This is a genomic window from Microcystis sp. 49638_E5 (assembly GCF_021300285.1).
Classification (GTDB): domain Bacteria; phylum Cyanobacteriota; class Cyanobacteriia; order Cyanobacteriales; family Microcystaceae; genus Microcystis; species Microcystis aeruginosa_C.
The window spans coordinates 32,128-57,631 of sequence record NZ_JAJTDH010000028.1; the positions used below are offsets into that span (position 1 = coordinate 32,128).

Below are 25,504 nucleotides of genomic sequence, written 5' to 3' on the forward strand. Positions count from 1 at the left end.
CCTGAGAAAGAAATGAATGGCTAATATGTTAAAATATGCCTAAGTAGGTAGGTTTTAAAAATTGTCAGATTCCCCCTTATTAAGGGGAGCAGGGGGCATCCGCACCCCCCTTATTAAGGGGGGCAGGGGGGATCAAAGGCAAAATCTATCTTCAATTAAATTATAACTACTTACTTATGGATATCGTTATTATCGAAGATGAAATTGAAATCGCCCATTTGATTCAGCAAACTTTAGAGCGGGAGTCCTTTACTTGTCATCTGGCTTATAATGGTAGGGTAGGACTAGAACTTTTTTATCAAAAGCAACCAGAATTAGTTATTTTAGATTTAATGTTACCCGAATTAGACGGACTAGAATTGTGTGCTAGAATTCGCCAAAAACCCGGGACAAAAGACCCCTATATTTTAATGTTAACCGCTAGAGGAGAAGAAATTGATCGCATTATCGGCCTATCTACGGGAGCCGACGATTATATGGTAAAACCCTTTAGTCCCCGGGAATTAACCGCTCGCGTAAGAGCCTTATTAAGACGTAGTTTAAGACACGATAGTCAACCCCAACAACTCCATCGCAGCCGTCATTTTATTATCGACTTAGATCAACATTCTGCTCTTCGTAAATTGGAAGGAATGCCAGAGGAAACCCTCGATTTAACCACCTTAGAATTTAATTTATTAGCTACCTTTGTCAGTTATCCCAATCGCGTCTGGAGTCGCACCCAATTAATCGATAATCTCTGGGGAAATGATTTTTTTGGCGATGAAAGGGTAGTAGATACCCATATCCGACGCTTACGCAAAAAAGTAGAACCCGATCCTGCTAATCCTATCTTTATCAAAACTGTAGTCGGTGTCGGTTATAAATTTGAGGATGACATTATTTAGGGTCTGCTGAAAAAGTTTGTTGGTGGGGTTAGTAGTCAGGAGTCGGGAGTCAGTATTCAGGAGGCAGTATTCAGGAGATCAGTAGCTGGTTATAATTAAATTAAAAATAGATTTTAGGTTCGATCCCCCCTTAGTCCTAGGGTGAATTCATAGTAGGGTTGATTCATGAATCAACCCTACCCTTAGTCCTCCCTTGATAAGGGTGGTGTCTGATAATTTTTAACGCCTACCTACTTAGGAGATGGCTTTTATTTATTCTCCCCCCACACCCCACACCCCACACCCCAACCCTAATAAAAAATTCTCCCTAAAGGCATTTAAGCAGTCTTTAACCCTTATGTGCTACAATTTTTGAAGATTTTGCCATTCATTTAGGTTCAATCAGGGATCACAGCCTTTTCAGGGAAATTTTATGACAAGTAACTACGGCGCGGAACAGATACAAGTTCTCGAAGGGTTAGAACCAGTCAGGAAGCGGCCGGGGATGTATATCGGTACGACCGGGCCGCGGGGACTACATCATTTAGTCTATGAAGTGGTGGACAACTCGATCGATGAGGCCCTAGCGGGTTACTGTACTCATATCGAAGTGGATATCAAGGCCGATGGTTCCGTCAGCGTCACCGACGATGGCCGGGGTATTCCCACCGATGTTCACCCCACCACGGGTAAATCTGCCCTCGAAACCGTTCTCACTATACTTCATGCCGGCGGTAAATTTGGCAGTGGTGGTTATAAAGTGTCGGGAGGGTTACACGGAGTCGGGATTTCCGTCGTTAATGCCCTTTCTGCATGGGTCGATGTCACCGTCTGGCGCGATCATAAAGTACATACCCAACGCTACGAAAGAGGTATCCCCGTCACAGAATTGGTCAGCAGTCCAGGTCAAGAGGAAAAAACGGGAACTAGGGTTAATTTCCTGCCAGACACCGAAATTTTTAGCCAAGGCATCGAATTTGATTACAGTACCCTCTCCGGACGTTTACGAGAACTAGCCTACTTAAATGCTGGTGTTAAAATCACCTTTAGCGATTACCGTCCCGAAGAACCCCACATCGAAACCTATTGTTATGAGGGGGGTATTAAAGAATACGTCGCCTATATGTGTCGGGAAAAAGAAACCCTGCACAAAGATATTATCTATGTATCGGGGGAAAAGAACGGAATTAATATCGAAGTGGCGTTTCAGTGGTGTATAGATGCCTATAGCGACAATATTCTCGGTTTTGCTAATAATATCCGCACCATTGACGGGGGAACTCATCTAGAGGGACTAAAGGCAGTCCTGACCCGTACTTTAAATAATGTTGCTCGTAAACGCAATAAAATTAAAGAAAACGAGCCTAATCTAGCGGGGGAAAACGTCCGCGAGGGTTTAACCGCCGTTATTTCCGTAAAAGTCCCCGAACCGGAATTCGAGGGCCAAACCAAGACCAAATTGGGTAACACCGAAGTCCGGGGTATTGTTGATTCCCTGGTGGGGGAAACTCTCAACGAATACTTAGAACAAAATCCCCAAGTGGCCGACACGATTATCGAAAAAGCAGTACAAGCGTACAAAGCGGCGGAAGCGGCCCGTCGGGCCCGGGACTTAGTACGACGGAAATCGGTCTTGGAATCCTCACCTTTACCTGGTAAATTGGCTGATTGTAGCGAAAGAGACCCAGAAAAGTCAGAAATTTACATCGTCGAAGGGGACAGCGCCGGCGGTTGTTTTCATGGTGATACAGAAATCGCCCTTGTCGATGGACGCAACCTCAGTTTTAAACAGCTAGTGACCGAACAAGCCCAAGGAAAGGAACATTTTTGTTATACCATTCGTGACAATGGCACGATCGGGGTTGAACGAATTATTAATGCCCGCATCACCAAAAAAGACGCAGAAGTAATTAAAATTACTCTCGATCATGGTGAAGCGATTATTTGTACTCCTGACCATCTTTTCCTGTTAAGAGATGGTAGCTATAAACCTGCTGCGGCTTTAACTCCAGAAGATGCTTTAATGCCTTTGTATCGGAAATTGTCCGCTCTTCATGACCCCGGAATCACCATTAGCGGTTATGAAATGGTCTGGAATCCCGCTTCCGATTCTTGGTTGTTCACTCATGCGATCGCTGATTGGTATAATCGTTGGCAGGGAATTAACACAATCAAGAAAACTTACTATCAAAAAACCCTAGCGACCTTAAAGCAAATTGAGATCGATCGAGGTTATATTGATTTGGAAGCTTATCAAAAATATCGGCTTCAGACGCGGGATAAATCAATATTGCGATTTGATTCTTTTTGTGATCGCTACTTTGATGGTGATAAAAATAAAGCCTTAGAAGCGGTGGCTAATTACAATCATCGAGTTGTGGCGATCGAGCGATTAGAAACAAGATTCGATGTCTATGATATCGAGGTTCCTCATACCCATAACTTTGCCCTTGCTTCCGGCGTTTTCGTCCATAACAGTGCCAAACAGGGGCGTGATCGTCGTTTTCAAGCGATTCTACCTCTGCGGGGAAAAATCCTCAATATCGAAAAAACCGATGATGCCAAAATCTACAAAAATACGGAAATTCAATCCTTAATTACCGCCCTCGGTTTAGGGATTAAAGGAGAAGATTTCGATCCCTCACAATTGCGCTATCATCGCATTGTTTTAATGACTGATGCTGATGTGGATGGCGCCCACATCCGAACTTTGTTGTTAACTTTCTTCTATCGTTATCAGAAGAATTTAATTGACCAAGGTTATGTATATATCGCCTGTCCTCCTCTCTATAAATTGGAACGCGGTAAAAATCATTCCTACTGCTATAGCGATCGAGAATTACAGCAAAAGATAGCGGAATTTCCCTCCAATGCTAACTACACAATCCAACGTTTTAAAGGGTTAGGAGAAATGATGCCCCAACAACTTTGGGATACTACTATGAATCCCGAAACTCGCACTTTAAAACGGGTGGAAATCGAAGACGCAGCCAAAGCAGAGGAATTATTTACCATTCTTATGGGCGATCGAGTTGCCCCCCGGCGAGAATTTATCGAAACCCACGGACCGCGTTTAAATCTTACGGATTTGGACATTTAAACGGTAACTTGGGGCTGTGTTAGTCTAGGCTAATACAGCCCCCGATAAAATCCCTAAATCCAGTTACTAATCGGAGGGTTAGGGATTCAAGGAACCCGGGGCGCATTCCAGAACTTCATCGAAAAAATCAGCCGGCAGCGGTGGATTATCGGGGTCTTCTAGGGCGTTTTTGGCAATTTCCGCCTCACTCATCCCTTTAACTTTCTCCCAGTTCGTTTTGCCTTTCAAATTCGCCCACTGTTCGCGGGTGACTCTGGTAATATGTTCTTCGTTCACGGTTGTTAGCCCTCCTAACACTAATTATTCGACGAACCGAGCCACGCCATGTATAAACCACCACCAAAACGATATTATCGATTGTACCCACTAGAATCACTCGAATTTCGCCGTAATTCTGACGGGTATCCACGCGCTCAATTATTGGACCCCTAAAAATCGCTTCCAGGTCGGCGAAATCTATGCCGTGTTTTTCTATATTAGCCTGACGCTTATTTTCATCCCACTCGAAAAGTTGCGGGGTCGTCATTGATGTCGCCGTTGAGGATAACTACCTGGGATCGATCGAAATGGGATTTAATAAAAATAAGGCCGCATGACTAGCCATTTCTTCTGATAAATAAATCTTTTTATACTTAATAATCCCCGTTTCTAGAAAAGAATCCCTTAAAATGGCTTTTGTCCCACTATTAAAGTCAGCTTCGTAAAAAACTTCCTTAATTCCCGAAGAAATAATTAGTTTCAAGCAGGAAATACAGGGTTCTAAAGTAACGTAGATACTAGCACCTTGGGTAGAAATACCGTGTTTAGCCGCTTGAGCGATCGCATTAGCTTCAGCATGAATTGCCCGAGAGGGAATTTCTCCAGATTCTCGACAGGTTCCCAAACCGGGATAACAAAAACCCTGGGCAGTACAATGAACCGTTCCCGATGGGGAACCATTGTACCCCGTAGCTAAAACCTGCCGATCTTTGACAATTACCGCACCGACGGGAAAAGCTAAACAGGTGGATCTGGTGGCGGCTAATTTAGCGATCATTAAAAAATATTCGTCCCAAGTCGGTCTTTTTTCTTCAGAGTTGATCACGGTTTTATACCAAGCTAGAAAAAGCGAAAAAGAGGGAGTTATCTCTGATAGCTTATCATTAGATGACCTCTAAACCAATTACAATTAAAGCATCACCCCCACCAGCAATCCCATGGCCAATAGCGACAAGTAAACCAGCTAGTACACCGAATCAAGCAACAGTTTTAAGCTGATTCATCTTTATTTATCTTAGGAAGTGGCAGGTAGAGGAGATGTGGGGGGGACATTTCAGTTATCAGTGATCAGTTTAGCTTAATGTTACTTAAAACTCAGTGGTTAATAGTCACCAGCCTCTTCTAACTGCTCACTGCTCACTGATTAATGCCTAGCATAAAAACGACAAAAAACTCGAAAGTTAATAATAATTTAAATAATTTGACTGCTTGAGAATAATTGAGATTTTGGCCGATAGCTAAACCCTGACAACCAGAAAAATAACAGAAATTCTTAAGAAGCCAAAGGGGTTAAATCCCCAGAGAGAGCATTGTAGAATGAAGCGGTTAGTTATCTACTAGAAGAGAGGACTTTTCCGTCCCAGCCAAACAATTCTCTTGAAATCTTTAACCCAAATTGCCAAGGAGACTGAGTTTTAATGTCTGTTAATTTTCTAGGAGTTGGTTTGTTTCACCCTCTGCTGACCCCTTATCTCGCCCTCCATATTCCTGACGGCTTTTTGAGTCCATCGGTGAGTCTATTTACTTGGATAATTGCCGTCGTCCTGATTAGCTTTTCTCTCAAAAAAGTGCGCGGTCACTACGCTGAACGGGCTGTACCTTTGATGGGAGTTTGTGCCGCCTTCATTTTTGCCGCCCAGATGATTAATTTTCCCATTCCGGGGGGAACCTCCGGACATTTGTTAGGGGGGACTCTCGCGGGGGTTTTACTCGGTCCCTGGGCGGGTTCTCTGGTGATGGCGGTGGTTTTTATTGTTCAAGCTTTATTTTTTCAAGATGGCGGTTTAACGGTTTTAGGGGCAAATATCGTCAATATGGGTCTGATCGGGACTTTTGGCGGTTATTATCTCTATCTGGGGATTAGAAAAGCCCTCGGTTTTCATAGTTGGCGCAGTATGGCGATCGCAGTTGCCGTCGCTGCTTGGACAAGTGTGGTGGTAGCCGCGTTGTTTTGCGCCCTGCAATTGGCTTTATCGGGGACTGTACCGCCTTTAGTCGCCCTTTTTGCCATGTTATCTTGGCATATCCTCATCGGTATCGGGGAAGCGGTGATTACCGTTTTCGCTGTCGGTTATATCTGGCGAACTCGTCCCGATCTCCTCTACGATCCGCCCCATTCCGTTAATACTTCTGTTTCCCCTTCCTAAGCTTCTCGTCAATAAAGCAATTAATTCGATGAATATTCGCAGAAATAGCCAATTTTTTCTGATTGGTCTGGTATGCTCCCTAATTGTTGCCGTTTTTCTTTCTCCCTTTGCCAGTCCCGATCCCGACGGACTCGATCGAGTGGCGGAAGACTTGCAATTTAGCCAAAAAGAAGACCCCAACGCCCTCGGTAATCAATTACCCTTCGCCCGAATTTTTGATGGTTATGCCCTCAAAGGTGTTCCCGAAGGTGTCGCCACTCCCCTCGCAGGTTTTCTGGGAACTCTTGCCACTTTCGGCATCGCTTGGGGTATCGGTAAATTAGTGATTCCAAAATCCCAAAATCAGGAGTAAGGAATCAGGAGTCGGGAGTGGGGCATTTAGCTGAAATTTCCCCAAATCCCTAAACCCCTAAACCCCTAAATCCCCTTTCTAACTGATAACTGATCACTGATAATTGATCACTGAATAAATGCTACACATTGCCACTTTTTTTCGCGAAAATGAGTGCCAAAATTGCGGTTTTTGGCAGAAACTCGCGCCCCATACCCGGGTTTTAGTGACTCTTTTGTTAGTTTTTGCCACAGCCTTAACTCCCAATGGTAGCTGGGAAACTTGGGGGATTTACGGATTAGGATTAATTATTTTAATTCTGATCAGTCGGGTGACTATTCTTGTACTTTTACGAAGAGTAGCGATCGAATTTGTCTTTATCAGTGTGGTTTTATTGGGAACTCTTTTTCGCGATGGCGGGGAAATTCTTTGGTCTTGGGGATTTTTGCGGATAACTAGCGCGGGATTGCTGGTTTTAGGCAGTGTAGCCCTAAAAGCTTTTCTCTGTCTTTGTACGGTCAATATTCTGGTTTTAACCACAGCGATTCCCGACCTGTTGCAAGCCTTAGTTACCCTGAAAACTCCCCCTTTATTGGTGGCAATTTTGGCTTCTATGTACCGTTATCTAGCTGTTTTGATCGCTGAATTTAATTCCATGCGAAGGGCAGCAATTGCGCGCAATTTAATGAGTAGTCCCCGATGGCAACGGTTGCTAGTGGGACACATGATCGGCGCTTTATTTATCCGTACCTACGAACGTGGCGATCGCATTTATCAAGCCATGTTATCGAGGGGTTACACCGGTTCCTTGCCTTCTATACGGGTTCCCCAAAGCAAGCTGAACGATTATCTCGCTATAATTTGCACAGTAATTCTGATCCTCTGGGGTCAAATGGTACATCTACTCAGTTAACACTCCCGTTGCCTAAACTTGAAGCTAGATTGACAACCTGTTGCAAAAAAAGCCGTCCTCCGCTACGCTAAAGGACGGGGAACCTTAAACCCAATTTTTCGGTAAAAGTCTCGTTTTTCATGCACCACAACCCGATTTTTATTGAAAACCTAGTTTATACCTATCCTGACGGCACAGAAGCGTTAAAAGGTATTAATTTAGCCATTGAAGCTACGGAAAAGGTGGCTTTGGTAGGGGCCAATGGATCGGGAAAATCCACCTTATTACTGCATTTTAACGGTATTCTCCCGCCGCAAACCGGTAGAATCACCGTCGGTCCGTACCAAGTTAAACCGGAGAATTTAGAAAATATCCGCAATTTTGTCGGTTTAGTCTTCCAAAACCCCGACGATCAGCTATTTATGCCCACTGTCTGGGAAGATGTGACTTTTGGACCGATGAATCAGGGTATTCGGGGAGAGGATTTAAACCATCGCTGTCATCATGCTTTACACGCGGTGGGATTGGATTCCCAGCATTACGGTAAGAGAAACAGTCAGAATCTATCGGGGGGTGAAAAAAAACGCGTGGCTATTGCGGGGGTTTTAGCCATGTTGCCGCAGGTATTAGTTTTTGATGAACCTAGCGCCCAACTGGATCCCCGGTCCCGTCGGCAATTAATACAACTGTTGGCCACTTTACCCCAAACTCAAGTGATCGCCACCCATGATCTCGATCTGGCTTTAGAACTATGCGATCGCACGGTGGTTTTAAGTCGTGGTCAGGTGGTGGGAGAGGGAGAAACCGCTAAGATTTTAAGTAATCGGGAATTTTTGGAAGAACACGACCTGGAAACACCCCTTTGTTATAGTCGTCCCTACTGTGCGATCGCTGATGCCCCCTCTACTGACGTCTGATGCACAATTTTGAGATTTATTATCGGTTTCTTGCATAGAAGAGAGGACAAAAGCGAGCAAGTCTGACATTCTTAGGATAGGTAGCACGAAAATCGAGGCCATTTCTCACGATGCAAGCTCTGCTAGAAAAAGCTCAGATAGCGTTGAATAAAAAGGACTGGGAGACAGTAAACGCCAGCATACAGCGACTTTTAAACCAAAAAGATGCGATTGAACCGATTATTAACGATGAAATCCTCGATTTAGCCCTAGAAGCCTTACAAAAATGCGATTTTCAACAGCGATGGGAGATAGCTAAACTATTTCCTCAAATCGGTCAACCGGCGATCGCTCCTTTAATTGCCCTGTTAGAATCCGAGGAACAAGATGGGGAAATGCGCTGGTTTCTGGCGAGAATTCTCAGTCAATTTGACGATCGAGCCTGTATTCTCGCTCTCAGTCAATTATTGCAAAGATCGGAGGAGGAGGAACTCAGCCAAATGGCTGCGGCTGCTTTAGCTAATATCGGCAGTTCTGCCATCTCTAGTTTAGGACAATTACTGTCCGACTCGAACAGGCGTTTTTTAGCCGTACAAGCTTTATCACAAATTCGCCGGCCAGAAATTATCGAACCGCTTTTAACCGTAGTTAAGGATGAATCTAGCGCCATTCGGTCCATGGCGATCGAAGCTTTAAGCAGTTTTCACCATCCCCAGATTACTGCGATTATCCTCGATGCTTTACAGGATCCAGCCATCGAGGTGCGACGGGAAGCAATTAAAGCTAGTAGTTACCTAGGGACGAATTATCCCCAAGCAGATTTAGTTAACCATCTGCAACCGCTGTTATTCGATATCCACCTTGATATCTGTCAAGAAACTGCGATCGCTCTCGGTCGTATCGGCACAGCAACCTCAGCTAAAGCTTTAAATCCACTGCTGCAATCTTCCTTAACTCCCGATAGTTTAAAATTAACTGTAGTACGAGCCTTGGGCTGGATCGAGGACGGAGAAGCTTTAAATTACCTAGAAAAAGCTTTATATAGCGAAAATGTCTTGATTTGTCGGGAAATTATCGCTATTCTCGGCCGGCAAACCTGCCAGAAATTACGCCGACAAGCAGGGGAAATTCTCGGTAATTTTTATCACTCCCGTCCTGCGATCCTCGGTGATACAGGAGTTAAACAGTCTCTAGCGATCGCTTTAGGAGAATTAGATCGGGATAATAAAAGTATTTTGCTGACTTTAGCAGCCGATGGGGAGGCGATTGTCCGTCTCCATGCTCTCAGCGCCCTGAAAAAGCTAGATCATGGGACTATATAGCTAATTTACCGCTGCACAGATGTGGTGAATTTGTCAGTGATCCGCATCCATTTCCCCAAGGATAGCGTTTAATTTCTCCTGCGCTTCTTAAGCAAATTGGGCATTAATGGAAAAATTGAGGCTCTCTTATTCTTTGTGTGATAAGTTTAACTTATATATTAGTGATCGATCTTTGTGTCCTTTGTGTCTCTGTGGTTCGTTCCACTCACTGCCCCAAGACTGTATCTTAGAATACATTTTAGCCACCAAACCTAAGAGAGCCATCTATCTGATTAGTTAAAGCTAAAACATATCTTTCTACTATTACTGATCACTTACTAATAAATGATTCTAGCTGATAGCTGATAACTAAAAAACTGATTACTGATCACTGATCACTGATTTAAGGTCTTTGCAGGAAGATTAATTCTTCAACGGGGAGGAAATCATAGTATTGACCTTGATTGGCTAAAACTGCGATTAAATGGAGACGAGCATCGGGTTCAATGTGTAATCCTTCCCAGGGGACAGCAATTTCCAAACATTGATTAAAAGAAGCTTTGGCACTACTAGGAACTCGTTGCCAAGTAAAATATTCTTGAGCGAATTCTAACCAAGTAAATTCCGTGATTAAATTTATTCCTAGATGATGATGATAACCGTAATCGAGGGGCGATCGAGGGGGAATATCTGTTAGGGGAATTGGACTTTGCAGACGATGCACTTCATCATAATACCAATATAAATGCACTTCAGGCGGGATATCTTTGCCTAATTCTGCCCCCGGTTTCCAATCGAAACGCAGATAAAAATTGAGGTGATCCCAACCGAAAAAGAGTCTTTGCACTAAGGAAGTTCGGTGCATTGTACCACTGGAGCCGCCAATTTCGATCCGTCCAGCTTTATCCCAATCCTGTTCGTCCCCAAAACCGTCGATAATGGGGTGAATGAAAGCCATCGGACGATTACTTTGTTTATCCCCGTGTTCTTCCACCGGTTCGAGCAAATAGGAGGGAATTGGCTCATTTAAAGCTTGATAAAGAGTGATCAGGTGTTCGCGGAAAAGTTGATCAAAAATTGCGTCATGATTGGAAGAATGGCCATAACCAAACCACCAAAACCAATCGGAACCTTCCGCTGCATACAATGCTTCCCACGCGTCGGGGTTATTATCTTCCGTCGCTTCCGGGTGATTAGCGAGGGTTTGACGGGCTAAAATTAGATATTCCCAAGCTTTATTTTTAGCGGGATCGCCGATCCAAGTGGTAAAATTGGCATCGATCCAAGAGCCGCTATGAAGTTGATGGCTGGGGATTTTTGCATTAGCGGGAAAGCGATCGAGATATTCCGAGACGGTGACTAATTCGATCGCTTGGTGGTCGCTTAAAAGTTGATAAAGGTTCTCTAGGAAGGGTAAACCGTCTTGATGATAGTTTTCCCAACAGTTTTCGCCATCTAGCGCAATGGTAACTAACCAGGGTTTTTCTAGGGTCGTGGTTTCTGCGTTGGTTTTCAGTTGTTCGGCGATCGCTTCTAGGTGTTTAACTAAGTCTGTAGCGGCCTCTTGCGCTTTCATGCCACTATAGCTAAATCCGATCAGATCCGAGAGACGATGATCGCGGAAAACCATCGATAAATTGCCGTTGCTAGTTTCCAGACGGTAGGGACGATAAAGCAATTCCGGTTCGCTAATATTGCCTTTTTCGTCGCGATGAAAGTAATGTCCCAGGGACCAACCTAACACCCCCTCATCGGAACATAACCACTGAAAACCCTGTTTAGCGATTGCGGGGAGAATCGCGGGACTAACGGATTGTTCCGAGGGCCAAAGTCCTCGAGGATGTTTATCAAAGCGATCAATATAGATTTGCCAAGCTTTCTGGAGATGGCGCGAAATATCTTCAGGATAGCGGAAATATTGCCGAGGAAGGGTCATATTCGGCACTGCTACCCGGCCGGCTTCCGAGTTGGCCAGCAGGGGTAAAATTGGATGGGTGTAGGGACTGGTAATGATTTCTAGTTGTCCGGTTTCCTGCATTAACCGGTGTTGCGGCAAGATACGACGCAGAATTTGACGCTGTTTGGAGATAATTCGCTGGCGATCGCTTAAATTGAAATTTTTTCCCTGTTCTAACCAGGCAGCGATTTCCGGGTCACTGTGAAAGATAGGATCGATCCAAGCGAGGTTATGCCAAGCCAAGAGATCGCTATAATCTTGGAGATGCCAATGGCTAATACACCAACTATGACCGTTTTCTTGACGCTGTGCGTATAATTGGGCGTAACGGGGATGCGGATCGATCAGGGTACGATGGTTAGCATCGAAAAAGTGTTCGAGGATAAAGTGTTTTTGTGCCAGGGTTAATTGCGCTTCCGGGGTGACGGTGAGAGCAAGATAGGGGTCTATAGCTAGTCCGTTGACGTAATCCTCTAATTGCAGGATTAAAGAGGGGACAAGGTTGACAGTTTGATGTAATTTGGGAAAACGTTCTAGAATCAGGATTAAATCGAGATAATCTTTCACCCCATGCAGTCGCACCCAGGGTAAGCGATATTGTCCCGAAGCATCGGTGCGAGTTTGAGATGATTTGTAGAGGGGTTGGTGTTGATGCCAAATAAAAGCGACGTAGAGAGGATAGGCCATGATAATACCGAGGAAAAGTGCATATAACAGGCTTTAAAGCCGTTATATTAGATAATAATGGACAATAAAGCCCATTATAGATTCTTAAAAGTTGATTTCGGTCACTACCATAATCCTATCAACTGGTTTTGAGGGGGTATCGTCTCTTTGTATTTGTTAAAGGATCGGCTCCTCTAGTGGTGATTATTTGCAGTTCAGCAGTAGAATCCCTAATACTTAACCCCACTACCCTAGGTCAAAAAGCAAAATTTCCGAGTCTTCTAGAGATTGAATAGCCAAAGAGGTTTCGTCTCTAATTGCCGCTCCATCCCCCACTTGTAAATACACGCCATTCAGGGTTATTTGCCCTCTAGCCACCTGTAACCAGCCATAACGACCGGTAGCCAAAGAGTGGGTGAGGGACTGGCCTAGGGGCAAAATTCCCGCGTAGAGATTAACGTCTTGATGGACTTTAACCGCGTTGCCAGCACCGGTGGGAGAGGCGATTAATTGTAGGGTATGGGGAGAAAATTCGATCGCTTTTTGTTCATAACTGGGTTCTAGGTTTTTTTGGTCGGGAATAATCCAAATTTGCAGAAGATGGAGGGGATTAGTGGCAGAATGATTAAATTCACTGTGTTTTATCCCTGTTCCCGCGCTCATACGTTGAATTTCACCCTGTCGAATCAGGGAACCTGTGCCGAGACTGTCTTGGTGTTCTAGTTCTCCCTCCAAAACATAGGTTAAAATCTCCATATCCTGGTGTCCGTGGGTGTGAAATCCTTTTCCCCCAATCACTTTATCTTCGTTAATAACTCTGAGACTCCTAAAATTAATCTGTTGGGGATCATAATATTGGGCAAAAGAAAAAGTATGATGGGTATCTAACCAACCATAGTTAGCGTGGCCTCTTTCCTCAGCTTTGCGTATAGTAATCATCAGTTTTCCTCTTTTTTATCTCTATATTCCCAGTCTATAAAATATTGCCAAAGTTGCATATTCTTTAACCGCTTTCGCAGAAACCCTGAAACCGATTATTCTGCAAATGCACCAATTAGGAATTGAGAAAAATACTGGACTTTAAGGTTTTAAATTTCCTCCTCGAATAAACCAAGTAATTGTGGCGCTGGTAAAAGCAGTGATAGCGACAATAGCTATTTGTTTCCAGTTTTTTAATTCCCCAACTTTCTCGATTAAATCGGGAATTTTTTGGGTTAATACTGCTTGGGATTGAATTGTTCCTTCAATTTTAGCCGTGATAATTTTGACTTCCGTGATTTCTTTGTGTAGGTTAATAAATTGCTTGTTATTTTCTTCTCTCAGGGTTTCTAGTTGTTGGCGATTATCTTCCTTTAGCGTATCCATTTGCTTGCGGGTTTCTTCTCGCAGGGAAGTCATTTGCTCGCGGGTTTCTTCTCGCAGGGAAGTCATTTGCTCGCGGGTTTCTTCTCGCAGGGAAGTCATTTGCTCGCGGGTTTCTTCTCGCAGAGAAATCATTTGCTCGCGGTTTTCCTGTCGCATTGCCGAGAGTAAGTCTTTCAATTCTTGAATATCATTGCTGGTAACAGTAGTCATAGAATTAACCCCAAGAGAATCTATTTAACCGGCACTCTTTGATTTTATTATATTTCACCTACGCTAAAAAGGTCAAATTCATCAAATTTAATTACTTCGGAGTCAGGATAACGGGTATCAAAACGATAACTGATCACGGTTCCTTTTTCTGTATCTAAAATGCTAAAAACCGTCAGATCATTACTGGCAATATAGGGTAAAGGTTGATTAACCCAATCCACTAGAGGAGCAATGTTCGGGATAATTGCTGGTAATCCATTGGGATTACCGATGGCCGCATAATTTCTATCGAGAGGTACAGGACGTTTTTTATCCCCTAAATGAGCGCCATAACTATTACCAACGTTAGAAGATTCGAGAAAATTCATACCCTTAGAACTAAGAAAACGATTCCATAAATGAGAATGACCATAAAAAACCAAATTAACCTTGGCTGATTCTAATAAGGGAATTAGATCACGAATAATATAATCATTTTCTTGGGGATAATCATAACGTACTGATCTAACTTTTCCCGTGGCATCCCGTTCAATTGTCGGCACAGGATCGGTGTAGGGTGGCACGATATTTCCTCCTAGGGTATGGGGAGGATGATGAAACATGACTACTTTATATTTAGCCTTTTGAAATGCTGGACTATTTAACTCTTTTTCTAACCATTGATATTGAGGACTACCCTGAGCAATTGGCTCAAAAATATGCTGACCATAACCCCAGCGTTCGGGTCTATCTAAATCTCTTTGATTTTCGTAATATCTTCCCCTTGTACTGGGTTCTAAATTGGGATTTCTCCAGATATTAGTAACATATAAAACCACTAAACGAATATCGCCAAAGGTGAGAGAATAATATTTATTTTGAGGCAAAGAAAAAATTTCTTCGTAGGTTTCTGTGTTAAAAGCATTATTTTTCAACCATTTTTCATTAATTGCTGCTGTATCCTCTGCTAGTTGTTTAGCAATAAATTGAGGAATAGCATCTTCAAACTGTTCATTTAAACCTGTGGAATTAGAAAATCTGCCCATAACTTCATGATTACCAATAGCAGGAAATAAGGGGGCATTTTGAATAATTTTCCCCCCTTTATAAATAGTCTGAATACCATTCTTGGTAAGAGTATAATTAGCACGACCTTGTAAACAGGGAAAGAATGCCCCACCACGACTATCATCAAACCATTCGGAAGCTCGATCGGGTATATTAACTAAATCTCCTGCTAAAAAAACTGCATCCACCTGTCCAATAGTTTCAATAACTTTTTGTAAATTAGCGGCAGTCATAGGCATTAATTGATGATCGGAAGTGAGCAGAATTTTGAGATTAGTTCCTTTTTTGGGTCTTGGGGTAAGAGTATAAATATCACTTCTAATCGCCCTATTTTCCTGAAAACTGGTGACTTGATAGGGAATCCTTTCCCGCGGATTTAAATCAGTAATTTCGGCCTGATGTCGCCAGATTTCTCGCTCGCTTAAAGATTGATAAGCTTCAAGGGTTCTCGATTTGGCATCTTCTCTAACTCTAGTTAATTTGCTAGTACGAGCGAGGACCATTTTCTCTAGTTTTTCCCCGTAGCGCACCTGATGACCAGTGCCAAAAAATTCCGTAAACCAAATCACTTGTATTGATGTTTCGGTGGGTAATTGTAAAAAAGGTTCGGTTAAAAGTTGATCCTTGTTCATTGTCGCTAAAAGATAACTGCTGTACTGCATTTAAACAGTCTTAAGGAATAATTGAGATAGTCCACAGCTTAACCGGCAATAACTAGCAGATTCCCTATTTTATCGGCTAATCTAAAACCTTAGACTCTAACTGCTGCCGTTGCCAGAGATTTTGATAGACTCCGGGGACTGCGATTAACTCCTCGTGGGTTCCCATCTGGACAATTTCTCCGCGATCCATGACAAAAATGCGATCAGCAGTGGCAGCGGCCAATAATTGATGGGAGATAAAAATCACGGTTTTTTGGCTTTCTTGGGCGAGATTTTCCAAAATAGCCGTGGCCGTTTGATTATCGACGCTAGATAGGGCATCATCAAGGATTAAAATCGGTGCTTGGATGGCTAAAGCGCGCGCTAAAGAGACCCGTTGACGTTGACCCCCAGAAAGAGTAATCCCACGTTCTCCCACTAAAGTTCCGTATTTTTGCGGGAAATTCTCGATTTCCTCCTCAATTCTCGCTTGTTTGGCCGCCGATTTCACTGCTGGAAAATTCAGCAGCGGATCGCCGTAACGGATATTATCTTCGATGGTGGTACTAAATAAAAAACTTTCTTGGGGAACATAAGCGATCGCTTTTCGCAGATCTTCAAGAGCAATTTGAGTCACATCTTGATTATCAATAAATAACTGTCCCTCGGCAATATTCAATAGACGGGGAATAGCGTTAGCAAGGGTAGATTTTCCCGACCTGATCGCACCGACAACCGCTACTGTTTCCCCCGGATTAATGGTAAAAGAAAGAGATTTTAAGGCCGGTTCCCTAGCATCAGGATAGGAAAAAGTCAAGGCTTTGGCGGTAATTTTTCCTTGAATATTTTTTAAGTGAATACAATCGGCATTGTCTTTAATTTTAGCCTCGGCTAACAGGATAGTTTCTAGGCGATCAATACTCACTTCTCCCTGTTGGTAGGCAGTAATAGTAAAACCTAATAAAGCAGTAGGAAAAACTAATCTTTCCGCCAAAATTAACAGAGCAATAAAGTCCCCAATGGTGATATTACCCGCTATAATTTGTCTAGTACCCAGGGCAAGCAAGGCCAATAAACTTACATAGGCTAAAGCTTCAATCAGGGGAAAAAGAAAATTACGAGTCTGGACTAAATCTAAATTAGCCTGTAGTAATTCACGATTTCTTTGCTTAAATGCTAGGCGCTCGTTACCTTCTTGGGCATAGATTTTAATCAGAGTAATACCACTCATATCCTCTTGAATTAAATCGCTCAGATGTGAGAGTTTTTCTTGTACTTTTTTCTGTTGCCGCTGCAGACGACCACTAAATAACTGCACAGCAATTAACATCAAAGGATAGACAGAAATAGCGGCGATTGAAAGGGGAATATGAATCGCTAACATTACGGGCAAAGTTAAACCATAGGCAAAAAAAGTATTAGCCAAACTGAGCAAAGCAAAACCCACCAGACGACGGATATTATCCACATCGCTAGTGGCACGGTTGATTAAATCTCCTGAAGTTTGCCGCGAAAAATAGGCAGGTTCAAGGGTTAATAAATGCTGAAAGATTTTTTGTTTAAGATCGAACTCTACCTGACGACCGATCCCGAATAATAGCACTCTGGAAATCATGCGGATAAACCACATAATCGAGGCTAAAGCGATAATAAAAATCACATAGTAAATGATTTTTTGGAAGTCAAAGGATTTACTTAAATCATCGATGCTATCCCGGATTAAAAGCGGTATATAAACACCCAAAAGATTAACAACAAGCAAAGCAACTACCCCCCAAGTTACTATTTGCCAATGGGGACGTAGATAATTTGCTAGTTTTTTAATGCGAGAATAAGCCATATTCAGTTATCAGTTATCAGTTATCAGTTATCAGTTATCAGTTATCAGTTATCAGTTATCAGTTATCAGTTATCAGTTATCAGTTATCAGTTATCAGTTATCAGTTATCAGTTAGGGGGCATAGATAATCAGTGGGTTATTTTTCTCCTTGTCCTGATTTAGTGGCGGTTTAACATTAGAACAACCCGTGGGCGGTTTACCGGGGGGTTTATCAATTTTAGCTTAATAGCCGTCGTTTTTCTGAACCTGTCGTTTTTGTTTGTCCGACATTTAAGTTACCTCTGTTTGATGCTGCCAAAATTCAATCAGCTAAGACGTATTTAAACCGCTTATTCTTAGATTAGCTGAATCTCCCTCAATCCCTTTACTGTTGCCAGAGTGCAAGAGTGCCTCATCTCAACAAGCAATTTAAGTAGGTAGGCGTTAAAAGTTGTCAGATGCCCCCCTTATTAAGGGGGGATTAAAGGGGGGACTAAGGGGGGGATCGGCACCCCCCTTATCAAGGGGGGCAGGGGGGATCGAACCTAAAATCCATTTTTAATTTAATTATAACCAGCTACTTAAATACCCGGGCAGCTTATTACATTTTGGGCGCACGCAGTTCGATAAACTCACTGACCACGATGCGCCCCTACCATTGGCGCAATAATATTATTGTAGGAGCGAATTGCCTTCGCCCTCTTTTAATAACTGCTGCTGGTCATCATAACTGGGAGAGATTCACAAATGTGAGATGCACCCAACCGATAATCAGTGAACTGCAAACTCAAACCCGATAACTGAGTCAAGATAGCTAAAAAATCCCCATCGCCCTACCATGCGTTTCAGACAAATTTTTATGCTTTTATTACATGACTGGCAATATTTTGTAACAATCTATACGAATTTTCCTGTTGAAGACTGTAAATTTAAGTTAATTGCTTCGGTGATAACCCTGAAATAAACTGATCTTTCTAGCCCAGATGACCAAAAACCGCCCCTATCTATCTATCCACTCCTCAAAACTGTTATGCTTCTAGAAAAAATCTCTTAGACAAAAACTACTGCTAAATCTCCCCAGATGGAGAAGCAAAAGCGATCAAGAGATAAAAATAGTCAAAGCCTCCTTACTGAATCAACAGTTACTTTCAAGAAATTTTCTCGGTTATCACCGCAGTCAGTTAGGGGAAGTAATGAGAATTTTTCACCGTTTCATCACCTTTGTTTAGTTTCTAATCACGATTTTTTAGTCCATGAGTAAACTTTCTAGACGTAGATTTATCTTCACTGCCGGGGCAACTGCCGTAGGAACAGCAATTCTCCACGGTTGCGCCACTCCCAATAATACCGCGACCAGTCCCTCCCCGGCCGGCAGTCCTGCCGCTTCCCCCGCTGCCGGTGGAGAAACTCCCGAAGTCACCACCGCTAAACTAGGTTTTATTGCCCTCACCGACGCTGCCCCCTTAATTATCGCCAAGGAAAAAGGTTTATTCGCTAAACACGGGATGCCCGATGTACAGGTGATGAAACAAGCCTCTTGGGCTGCAACCCGGGATAACCTCGAATTAGGTTCGGTGGGTAACGGTATCGATGGGGCGCATATTTTATCCCCCATGCCCTACCTAATGACCTTGGGCAAAATCACCAAACAGCCCGTACCAATGTATATTCTGGCGCGTTTGAATACCAACGGTCAAGCGATTTCTGTGGCTAACGAATACATGGATCTAAAAGTTGCCCTCGATAGCGGTGTACTGAAAGAATCCTTCGCTAAAGCTAAATCTGCGGGCAAAGAAGTTAAAGCCGCCGTCACTTTCCCCGGTGGTACTCACGATCTCTGGATGCGCTATTGGTTAGCCGCCAGCGGCATCGATCCGAATAAAGATCTATCCCTAATTGTTGTTCCTCCGGCACAAATGGTGGCTAACATGAAAGTCGGCACGATGCAAGCTTTCTGTGTGGGGGAACCTTGGAACGCCCAATTAGTTAACAAAAAACTCGGTTATTCGGCCTTGATTACTGGGGAACTGTGGAAGGATCACCCCGAAAAAGCTTTCGCTTTACGCGCCGATTGGGTGGATAAAAATCCCAAAGCGGCAAAAGCTTTAACTATGGCTGTTCTAGAAGCGCAGCAATGGTGCAACGATCCCGCTAATGTTAAGGAAATGTGCGAGATTATTTCAGGACGGGAATGGCTGAAAATTGACCCCGCCGATATCTTGGGAAGAATGCAGGGTAATATCGATTTCGGTGATGGTCGCAAAATCGAAAATAGCCCCGTAGCCATGAAATTCTGGGCTGATAACGCTTCCTACCCCTACAAGAGTCATGATACTTGGTTTGTGACTGAAGACATCCGTTGGGGCTATATTCCCGCCGATACGGACATCAAAGCTTTAGTTGATAAGGTTAACCGGGAAGATATCTGGAGAGAAGCCGCCACAGCCCTCAATGTTCCAGCCGATCAAATTCCCACCTCTACCTCTCGCGGTGTGGAAACTTTCTTTGATGGCGTGAAATTTGATCCCGAAAATCCCCAAGCTTACCTGAAATCTCTCAAGATTAAAAAGGTTTAAATCAGTGTTCAGTGATCAGTAACCAGTCAACAGTTAAAGATGATTTGCTCATAACTGGTAATTAATAACTGATCACTGATGCTGATGCTGATCACTGAACCACTGACCACTGATAACTGAACCACTGATAACTGATAACTGATAACTGATTATGGCTGTTTCTATTTCTCGTCGTTCTCAAGGTACAAAATGGGTAAAAGACCTGAAAAAAAAATTATCCAAACTAGCAACTTCGGCGATTGCTTTATTAATTTTCCTCGTCATCTGGCAAATAATCTGTTTTAGTCCCGATGCTCCCCTCCCTAGTCCCACCAAAGTTGTTAGCGATACCTGGGAATTAATTATTAATCCCTTTTTCAATAATGGTGGCACGGATGTGGGGTTATTCTGGCAAATTTTCGCCAGTTTACAACGGGTGGCCGTCGGTTTTACCCTTGCCGCTATTGTTGGCATCGCCGTGGGAATTTTAATCGGTAGTAGCGCCCTAGTTTATGATGCGATCGATCCGATTTTCCAAATCCTGCGTACCGTTCCCCCCCTAGCTTGGCTACCCATCTCCCTAGCGGCTTTTCGTAATAACGAACCTAGTGCCATATTTGTAATTTTTATTACAGCAATTTGGCCAATTATTATTAACACAGCCGTGGGAGTACAGCAGGTTCCCCAAGACTATAAAAACGTCTCTAGAGTGCTAAAATTATCCAAAGTTGAATATTTTTTCAATATTCTTTTTCCCGCCACCGTTCCCTACGTTTTCACGGGATTAAGAATCGGTATCGGTTTATCTTGGTTGGCGATTGTAGCGGCAGAAATGCTGATCGGTGGCGTGGGAATTGGCTTCTTTATCTGGGATGCTTGGAATAGTTCCATGATCAGTGAAATTATCCTCGCTCTGATTTATGTGGGTATTGTTGGTTTCTTACTCGATCGCCTCATGGCCTACATCGCTAAATTAGTTGTACCCGAAGAAAATAAATAAGGCTCTCTTGAGGTTATGGTGATCGGCAAATCTTGTCGAAAAAAGAGCCACACCAAGCGCAATGTATGGTGAACATTTTTCAGCCAATCTCCAAGAGAGCCTAAACAGTAAACAGTTATCAGTAAACAGTAAACAGTGAAAAGACAGTAGTAAACTGCTATTTAATACTGCACACTTAAAAACTCAAATCTGATAACTGATAACTGATAACTGATAACTAATAACTAATAACTGATAACTGATAACTGATAACTGAAAATGTCTGCATTTATTGAAGTCGATCACATTGATAAGGTTTTCCCTCTCCCCGATGGCCGTCAATATATCGCCCTAAAAAATATCGATCTCAGCGTTACTCAAGGGGAATTTATCTCTTTAATCGGTCACTCCGGTTGCGGGAAATCCACCCTCTTAAATATGGTCGCTGGACTCGATCGCCCGACGGTGGGAGGGGTGATTTTAGAGGGAAAAGAAATTAAAGGTCCCGGTCCCGATCGCATGGTGGTCTTCCAGAATTATTCGCTGCTGCCCTGGTTAACCGTCCGGGAAAATATCGCCCTAGGAGTTAACCGCGTGCTGCGCCATCTACCGGCTGCTGAACGCAAAAGTGTCATCGAACATAGTATCGATATGGTACACCTGCGCCATGCCGCCAACAAACGACCGGGAGAATTATCGGGAGGCATGAAACAACGGGTAGCGATCGCCCGCGCCCTAGCTCTACGGCCAAAAGTCCTGCTACTCGATGAACCCTTTGGGGCGCTGGATGCGTTAACCAGAGGCAATTTACAGGAACGTTTAATGGAAATCGTCGAAGAAAGCCACGTTACCTGTATCATGGTCACGCACGATGTGGATGAAGCCCTATTACTATCCGATCGAGTGGTGATGTTAACCACCGGTCCGGAGGCCCATATCGGTCAGATTCTCGATGTTCCCATTCCCCGTCCCCGGCATCGTTTAGAAGTAGTTAACCATCCCAGTTACTACTCCCTCCGTAACGAGATCGTTTACTTCCTTAACCAACAGAAGCGATCGAAGAAAGTCGGTCAACCCACCGGTCCAGTGACGGTGATCGGCCAAGCTACCCGACTGAAAACCAATCCTATCATCGGTTTTATCCCCCTCACCGATTGCGCCCCGATTATTATCGCCAAAGAGAAAGGTTTCTTCGCCGAGGAAGGATTAGAGGATGTTCTCCTACAACGGGAACCCAACTGGAAAGCGCTCGCCCAAGGAGTGGCTACCGGTCGTCTCGATGCAGCCCAGATGGTGGCGGGAATGCCCCTCAGCATGACCATTGGAGCTGGCAATAAGCCCTCTGTCCCCGTGATTAGTGCTTTGGTACTCAGTCGCAACGGTAACGCCATCACCCTCAGCAATAAATACAGGGAATTGGGGGTAGAAAAACTGGAGGACTTAAAGGGGGCCCTCCTGCAAAGTCCCGACCAAATCGCCACTTTCGGCATGGTTCACCCCGCCTCCATGCACAATCTACTGTTACGCTACTGGTTAGCTAGTGGCGGCATCGATCCCGATAGTGATGTCAATTTAGCCGTAATTCCGCCGCCTCAAATGGTTTCCTTACTAAAAGCGGGTAAGATCGACGGTTATTGTGTGGGGGAACCCTGGAACTCCTACGCCGTTCACGAAAAATTAGGCTACGTTATCGCCACCGATCTTGATATTTGGCCCGGACACCAAGAAAAAGTTCTCGGAGTCAAGGAAACTTGGGCAGCGAAACATCCCGAAACCCATATCGCCATGGTGAAAGCTTTAATTAAAGCCTGCGAATACTGCGATGATCAGCGTAATCGAGAAGATATCGTTAATATTCTCAGTCAGCCCCAGTATGTGGGCGTGGATAGCGCAATTATCCGCCCCGGTTTTCTCGATGGTTACGATCGCGGTTTAGGAACTGCCCCTGAACCCCTATTCCGATTTAATCAGTTTTACGTCGATCAAGCTAACTGTCCAGGCCGGAGTGAGGCCCTATGGACCCTAACTCAGCTTGCCCGTTGGGGTTACGCACCTTTCCCCCGCAACTGGGTGGAAGTGATTGAACGCGTCCGTCGTCCCGATCTGTTTGGTGAAGCTTGCCGGTCCCTGGGTCTTCCCGATTTGGAACCCGATCGCCACAGTTTCGCCCTCTTTGATCATCTTATTTTCAATCCCGACGATCCGATCGGCTATCTGGAACGTTTTTCCATCCGTCGCGATTATCGCGTCTCAGAAGTTCTCCTCGATGATCCCGTCGCTAATTAAGGTTGGCTGAATAAATCTAAAAATCTTGTTGGGTAAAACTTTTAGACTTTTTGGCAATCAAAAAGTACGAGATATGGGAGTGATCGGGGGGAAAATCCCTGGACTTTTTCCCTGAAAATTAGGTAATTGACCAGATGAAAATCTCTAAAACCCCCACACCCCACACCCCACACCCCACACCCCACACCCCACACCCCACGAAAAACTTTTTCAGCAGACCCGAATTAATGGTTGTGGTGGGCTTTGCTCACCTTAAAATAAATCTAGGACGAATATGCAAACTTTTACCGATAAGACCGTGAATTCCAGCACCACCACCCAGCCTTTTTTATTAGTTAGTAATGTTGCCAAAGAATACCCCTCCCCCGAAGGGGTTTACACCGTTTTAGACGGTGTGGAGCTGCAAGTCAATGAGGGGGAATTTGTCTGCATTATCGGTCACTCCGGCTGCGGTAAATCGACCCTTTTAAATATGGTGGCGGGGTTTTCTTCTCCTAGTCGTGGGCAAGTGCTGCTACAGGATAAAGAGGTTAAGGAACCAGGACCAGACCGGATGATGGTATTCCAAAATTATTCGCTTTTGCCCTGGAAAACTGCCTTTGAGAACGTTTATATCGGGGTTAATTCCGTTTATCCCGAAAAATCTCAGGCTGAGAAGGTGAAGATCGTGGAAGAAAATCTATCCTTAGTGGGATTGACAGAAGCAGCCCAGAAAAAACCCCCCCAATTATCGGGAGGTATGAAACAACGGGTTGCGATCGCCCGCGCCCTGGCCATTCGTCCCCAAGTCCTCATCCTCGATGAACCCTTTGGGGCCTTAGATGCGATCACTAAAGAGGAATTACAGGAAGAATTGCTGAAAATCTGGCAAGAAAACCAGTTAACCGTGTTGATGATTACCCACGATATCGATGAGGCTTTGTTCTTGTGCGATCGCTTGGTGATGATGACCAACGGCCCAAGCGCTAAAATCGGTGAGGTGTTAAAGATGCCTTTTGCTCGTCCCCGGGTTCGTTCCCAAATTACCGAGGATCCCCGTTACTACGAACTCCGCAATGAAGCTCTCGATTTCCTCTACAATCGTTTTGCCCATTCGGAAGATCCTAACGAGGATGCCCCCGAACAACCCCGCACAGAAAATCTCGTGGGTAAAATTGTTACTGCTATTGGTGGCATAGCTTTACTCGCTTTTGTCGGTTTTAGTCTGATACAAATGTTCACCAGCAAGACTGCCAATACTGCTAATCCGGCTACCATCGAGGACTCCAGATAAGTAACAGTTATCAGTTATCAGATTTGAGTTATCAGATTTGAGTTTTAAGTGACAGTATTAAATAGAAGTTTCCTACTGTCTTTTCACTGATTACTGTTTACTGATTACTGACCAAGGATAAACCAGAAAGAGACAAAGAACAAAAAGCTGAAACCCGATCAGTTTAACTTATATAGTAGTGATCGATCTTTGTGTCCTTTGTGTCTGGAGTGGTTCGTTCCACTCACTCGCCCGCAAGACTGTATCTTAGAATGGATTTTAATCTCTGGAGAGTGAGTCAATGATTAAGATGTTCAAAAACCGATTTATCACCGATATCGTTGGGGAGAGGTTGGCTTAACTTTCCCAGAGCAAAGATAACAAATAAAGTCGCCCAGAGAATTAATAGCCCCTTTTCCCAATTTAAGGGCAATATCCCCAAAAGATGACCGAGTAAAAGGCTGGGAACTAGAGGGGTTAAAAACTTGGTTTCTAGACGATTAAAACAAAAAGCTTCTTTGAAATAAATCCCCGTGAGACTAGCAAAAATAAAGCCCACACCGAATAAACTCACCGGATGGTTATAGACAAATTCTAGGGGAGAAAGTTGATAATAAAGGCTGAAAATTAGGGAAGTAATCGCCCCAATTAGCCAAAAAACTTGCAGGAGACGATGGAGGGGAATTAAATAAATATGGATAGTCAATAAACTGATGCCTAACCCCAGACAAAAACCCATGTATAAAAGGTTGGTCAGGGGCAGTAATTGCGGTCGGCTGAGAACTATAATTGTAGCGACAGCGAAACTAAAAGCCGCTAAATTTAACCCCAGACGGTAGAGACGCACGCCTAGGCGATCGCTATCCGTAATCGTAAACTCTCCGAATTGACCTTGATAAACTCGATCGACAGCAGGGGAAGTCATAAGCTCTAAAG

General features: G+C 43.9%; 19 protein-coding genes. 11 read left to right on the top strand and 8 right to left on the bottom strand.

All coding sequences use genetic code 11. The features are described from left to right. The first annotated feature begins 176 nt into the window (after positions 1-176). Together LW728_RS09835 and gyrB are read left to right on the top strand one after the other, a co-directional pair. Positions 177-887 carry a response regulator transcription factor gene (locus LW728_RS09835; RefSeq protein ID WP_287666856.1) on the top strand — a complete coding sequence of 237 codons (711 nt, stop codon included), beginning with the start codon at positions 177-179 and terminating at the stop codon, positions 885-887. 412 nt (positions 888-1,299) lie between these two features. Then, the gene (gene gyrB / locus LW728_RS09840) at positions 1,300-3,966 is read left to right on the top strand and encodes a DNA topoisomerase (ATP-hydrolyzing) subunit B (RefSeq protein WP_287666858.1); all 2,667 of its coding nucleotides are present in this window, start codon (positions 1,300-1,302) and stop codon (positions 3,964-3,966) included. A 196-nt stretch (positions 3,967-4,162) separates the two neighbouring features. On the opposite strand, the gene LW728_RS09845 is transcribed toward gyrB, so the two are convergent. Together LW728_RS09845 and LW728_RS09850 are read right to left on the bottom strand one after the other, a co-directional pair. Further along, entirely contained in the window at positions 4,163-4,492 is a 330-nt protein-coding gene (locus LW728_RS09845) for a BrnT family toxin (RefSeq protein ID WP_287766503.1), read from the bottom strand. Positions 4,493-4,513: 21 nt separating this feature from the next. Beyond that, on the bottom strand, positions 4,514-5,050 hold the full coding sequence (locus LW728_RS09850) for a deoxycytidylate deaminase (protein ID WP_002743086.1): 537 nt from the start codon (positions 5,048-5,050) through the stop codon (positions 4,514-4,516). A 592-nt stretch (positions 5,051-5,642) separates the two neighbouring features. On the opposite strand from LW728_RS09850, the gene LW728_RS09855 reads away from it, so the two are divergent. The 5 genes from LW728_RS09855 to LW728_RS09875 all read left to right on the top strand — a co-directional run bounded on the left by LW728_RS09855 (position 5,643) and on the right by LW728_RS09875 (position 9,812). After that, on the top strand, positions 5,643-6,371 hold the full coding sequence (locus tag LW728_RS09855) for an energy-coupling factor ABC transporter permease (protein ID WP_149973476.1): 729 nt from the start codon (positions 5,643-5,645) through the stop codon (positions 6,369-6,371). A 28-nt stretch (positions 6,372-6,399) separates the two neighbouring features. After that, the gene (locus tag LW728_RS09860; RefSeq protein WP_002799903.1) at positions 6,400-6,723 is read left to right on the top strand and encodes a PDGLE domain-containing protein; all 324 of its coding nucleotides are present in this window, start codon (positions 6,400-6,402) and stop codon (positions 6,721-6,723) included. A gap of 118 nt (positions 6,724-6,841) precedes the next feature. Continuing rightward, a complete protein-coding gene (cbiQ, locus tag LW728_RS09865; protein ID WP_287766505.1) occupies positions 6,842-7,615 on the top strand; it encodes a cobalt ECF transporter T component CbiQ in 774 nt (257 codons plus the stop codon). A gap of 119 nt (positions 7,616-7,734) precedes the next feature. After that, positions 7,735-8,511, top strand: a complete 777-nt coding sequence (locus LW728_RS09870; RefSeq protein ID WP_002799905.1) for an energy-coupling factor ABC transporter ATP-binding protein — start codon at positions 7,735-7,737, stop codon at positions 8,509-8,511. A gap of 110 nt (positions 8,512-8,621) precedes the next feature. Next, positions 8,622-9,812: a HEAT repeat domain-containing protein gene (locus LW728_RS09875; RefSeq protein ID WP_287766507.1), complete on the top strand. Its 1,191-nt coding sequence runs from the start codon at positions 8,622-8,624 to the stop codon at positions 9,810-9,812. Between the two features lie 382 nt (positions 9,813-10,194). Here LW728_RS09875 and LW728_RS09880 read toward each other — a convergent pair whose 3' ends face one another. The 5 genes from LW728_RS09880 to LW728_RS09900 all read right to left on the bottom strand — a co-directional run bounded on the left by LW728_RS09880 (position 10,195) and on the right by LW728_RS09900 (position 17,517). Then, positions 10,195-12,435 carry a glycoside hydrolase gene (locus LW728_RS09880; protein ID WP_002799907.1) on the bottom strand — a complete coding sequence of 747 codons (2,241 nt, stop codon included), beginning with the start codon at positions 12,433-12,435 and terminating at the stop codon, positions 10,195-10,197. Positions 12,436-12,660: 225 nt separating this feature from the next. Then, positions 12,661-13,353: a pirin family protein gene (locus LW728_RS09885; RefSeq protein ID WP_002799908.1), complete on the bottom strand. Its 693-nt coding sequence runs from the start codon at positions 13,351-13,353 to the stop codon at positions 12,661-12,663. Between the two features lie 141 nt (positions 13,354-13,494). Next, positions 13,495-13,989 carry a hypothetical protein gene (locus LW728_RS09890; RefSeq protein ID WP_287666875.1) on the bottom strand — a complete coding sequence of 165 codons (495 nt, stop codon included), beginning with the start codon at positions 13,987-13,989 and terminating at the stop codon, positions 13,495-13,497. A gap of 47 nt (positions 13,990-14,036) precedes the next feature. Beyond that, positions 14,037-15,698 carry a purple acid phosphatase family protein gene (locus tag LW728_RS09895; RefSeq protein WP_287766510.1) on the bottom strand — a complete coding sequence of 554 codons (1,662 nt, stop codon included), beginning with the start codon at positions 15,696-15,698 and terminating at the stop codon, positions 14,037-14,039. A 76-nt stretch (positions 15,699-15,774) separates the two neighbouring features. After that, positions 15,775-17,517: an ABC transporter ATP-binding protein gene (locus tag LW728_RS09900; RefSeq protein ID WP_287766513.1), complete on the bottom strand. Its 1,743-nt coding sequence runs from the start codon at positions 17,515-17,517 to the stop codon at positions 15,775-15,777. A 1,232-nt stretch (positions 17,518-18,749) separates the two neighbouring features. Between LW728_RS09900 and LW728_RS09905 the strand changes: the two genes are divergently transcribed. The 4 genes from LW728_RS09905 to LW728_RS09920 all read left to right on the top strand — a co-directional run bounded on the left by LW728_RS09905 (position 18,750) and on the right by LW728_RS09920 (position 24,589). Further along, the gene (locus LW728_RS09905) at positions 18,750-20,072 is read left to right on the top strand and encodes a CmpA/NrtA family ABC transporter substrate-binding protein (RefSeq protein WP_002799913.1); all 1,323 of its coding nucleotides are present in this window, start codon (positions 18,750-18,752) and stop codon (positions 20,070-20,072) included. 151 nt (positions 20,073-20,223) lie between these two features. Continuing rightward, a complete protein-coding gene (gene ntrB, locus LW728_RS09910) occupies positions 20,224-21,051 on the top strand; it encodes a nitrate ABC transporter permease (protein WP_287766516.1) in 828 nt (275 codons plus the stop codon). 258 nt (positions 21,052-21,309) lie between these two features. Then, positions 21,310-23,316, top strand: a complete 2,007-nt coding sequence (locus LW728_RS09915) for an ABC transporter ATP-binding/substrate-binding protein (RefSeq protein WP_287766518.1) — start codon at positions 21,310-21,312, stop codon at positions 23,314-23,316. Positions 23,317-23,590: 274 nt separating this feature from the next. Then, on the top strand, positions 23,591-24,589 hold the full coding sequence (locus tag LW728_RS09920) for a nitrate ABC transporter ATP-binding protein (RefSeq protein WP_287666884.1): 999 nt from the start codon (positions 23,591-23,593) through the stop codon (positions 24,587-24,589). A gap of 277 nt (positions 24,590-24,866) precedes the next feature. Here LW728_RS09920 and LW728_RS09925 read toward each other — a convergent pair whose 3' ends face one another. Then, on the bottom strand, positions 24,867-25,493 hold the full coding sequence (locus LW728_RS09925) for a DUF2301 domain-containing membrane protein (protein ID WP_002799919.1): 627 nt from the start codon (positions 25,491-25,493) through the stop codon (positions 24,867-24,869). Positions 25,494-25,504 lie beyond the last annotated feature (11 nt).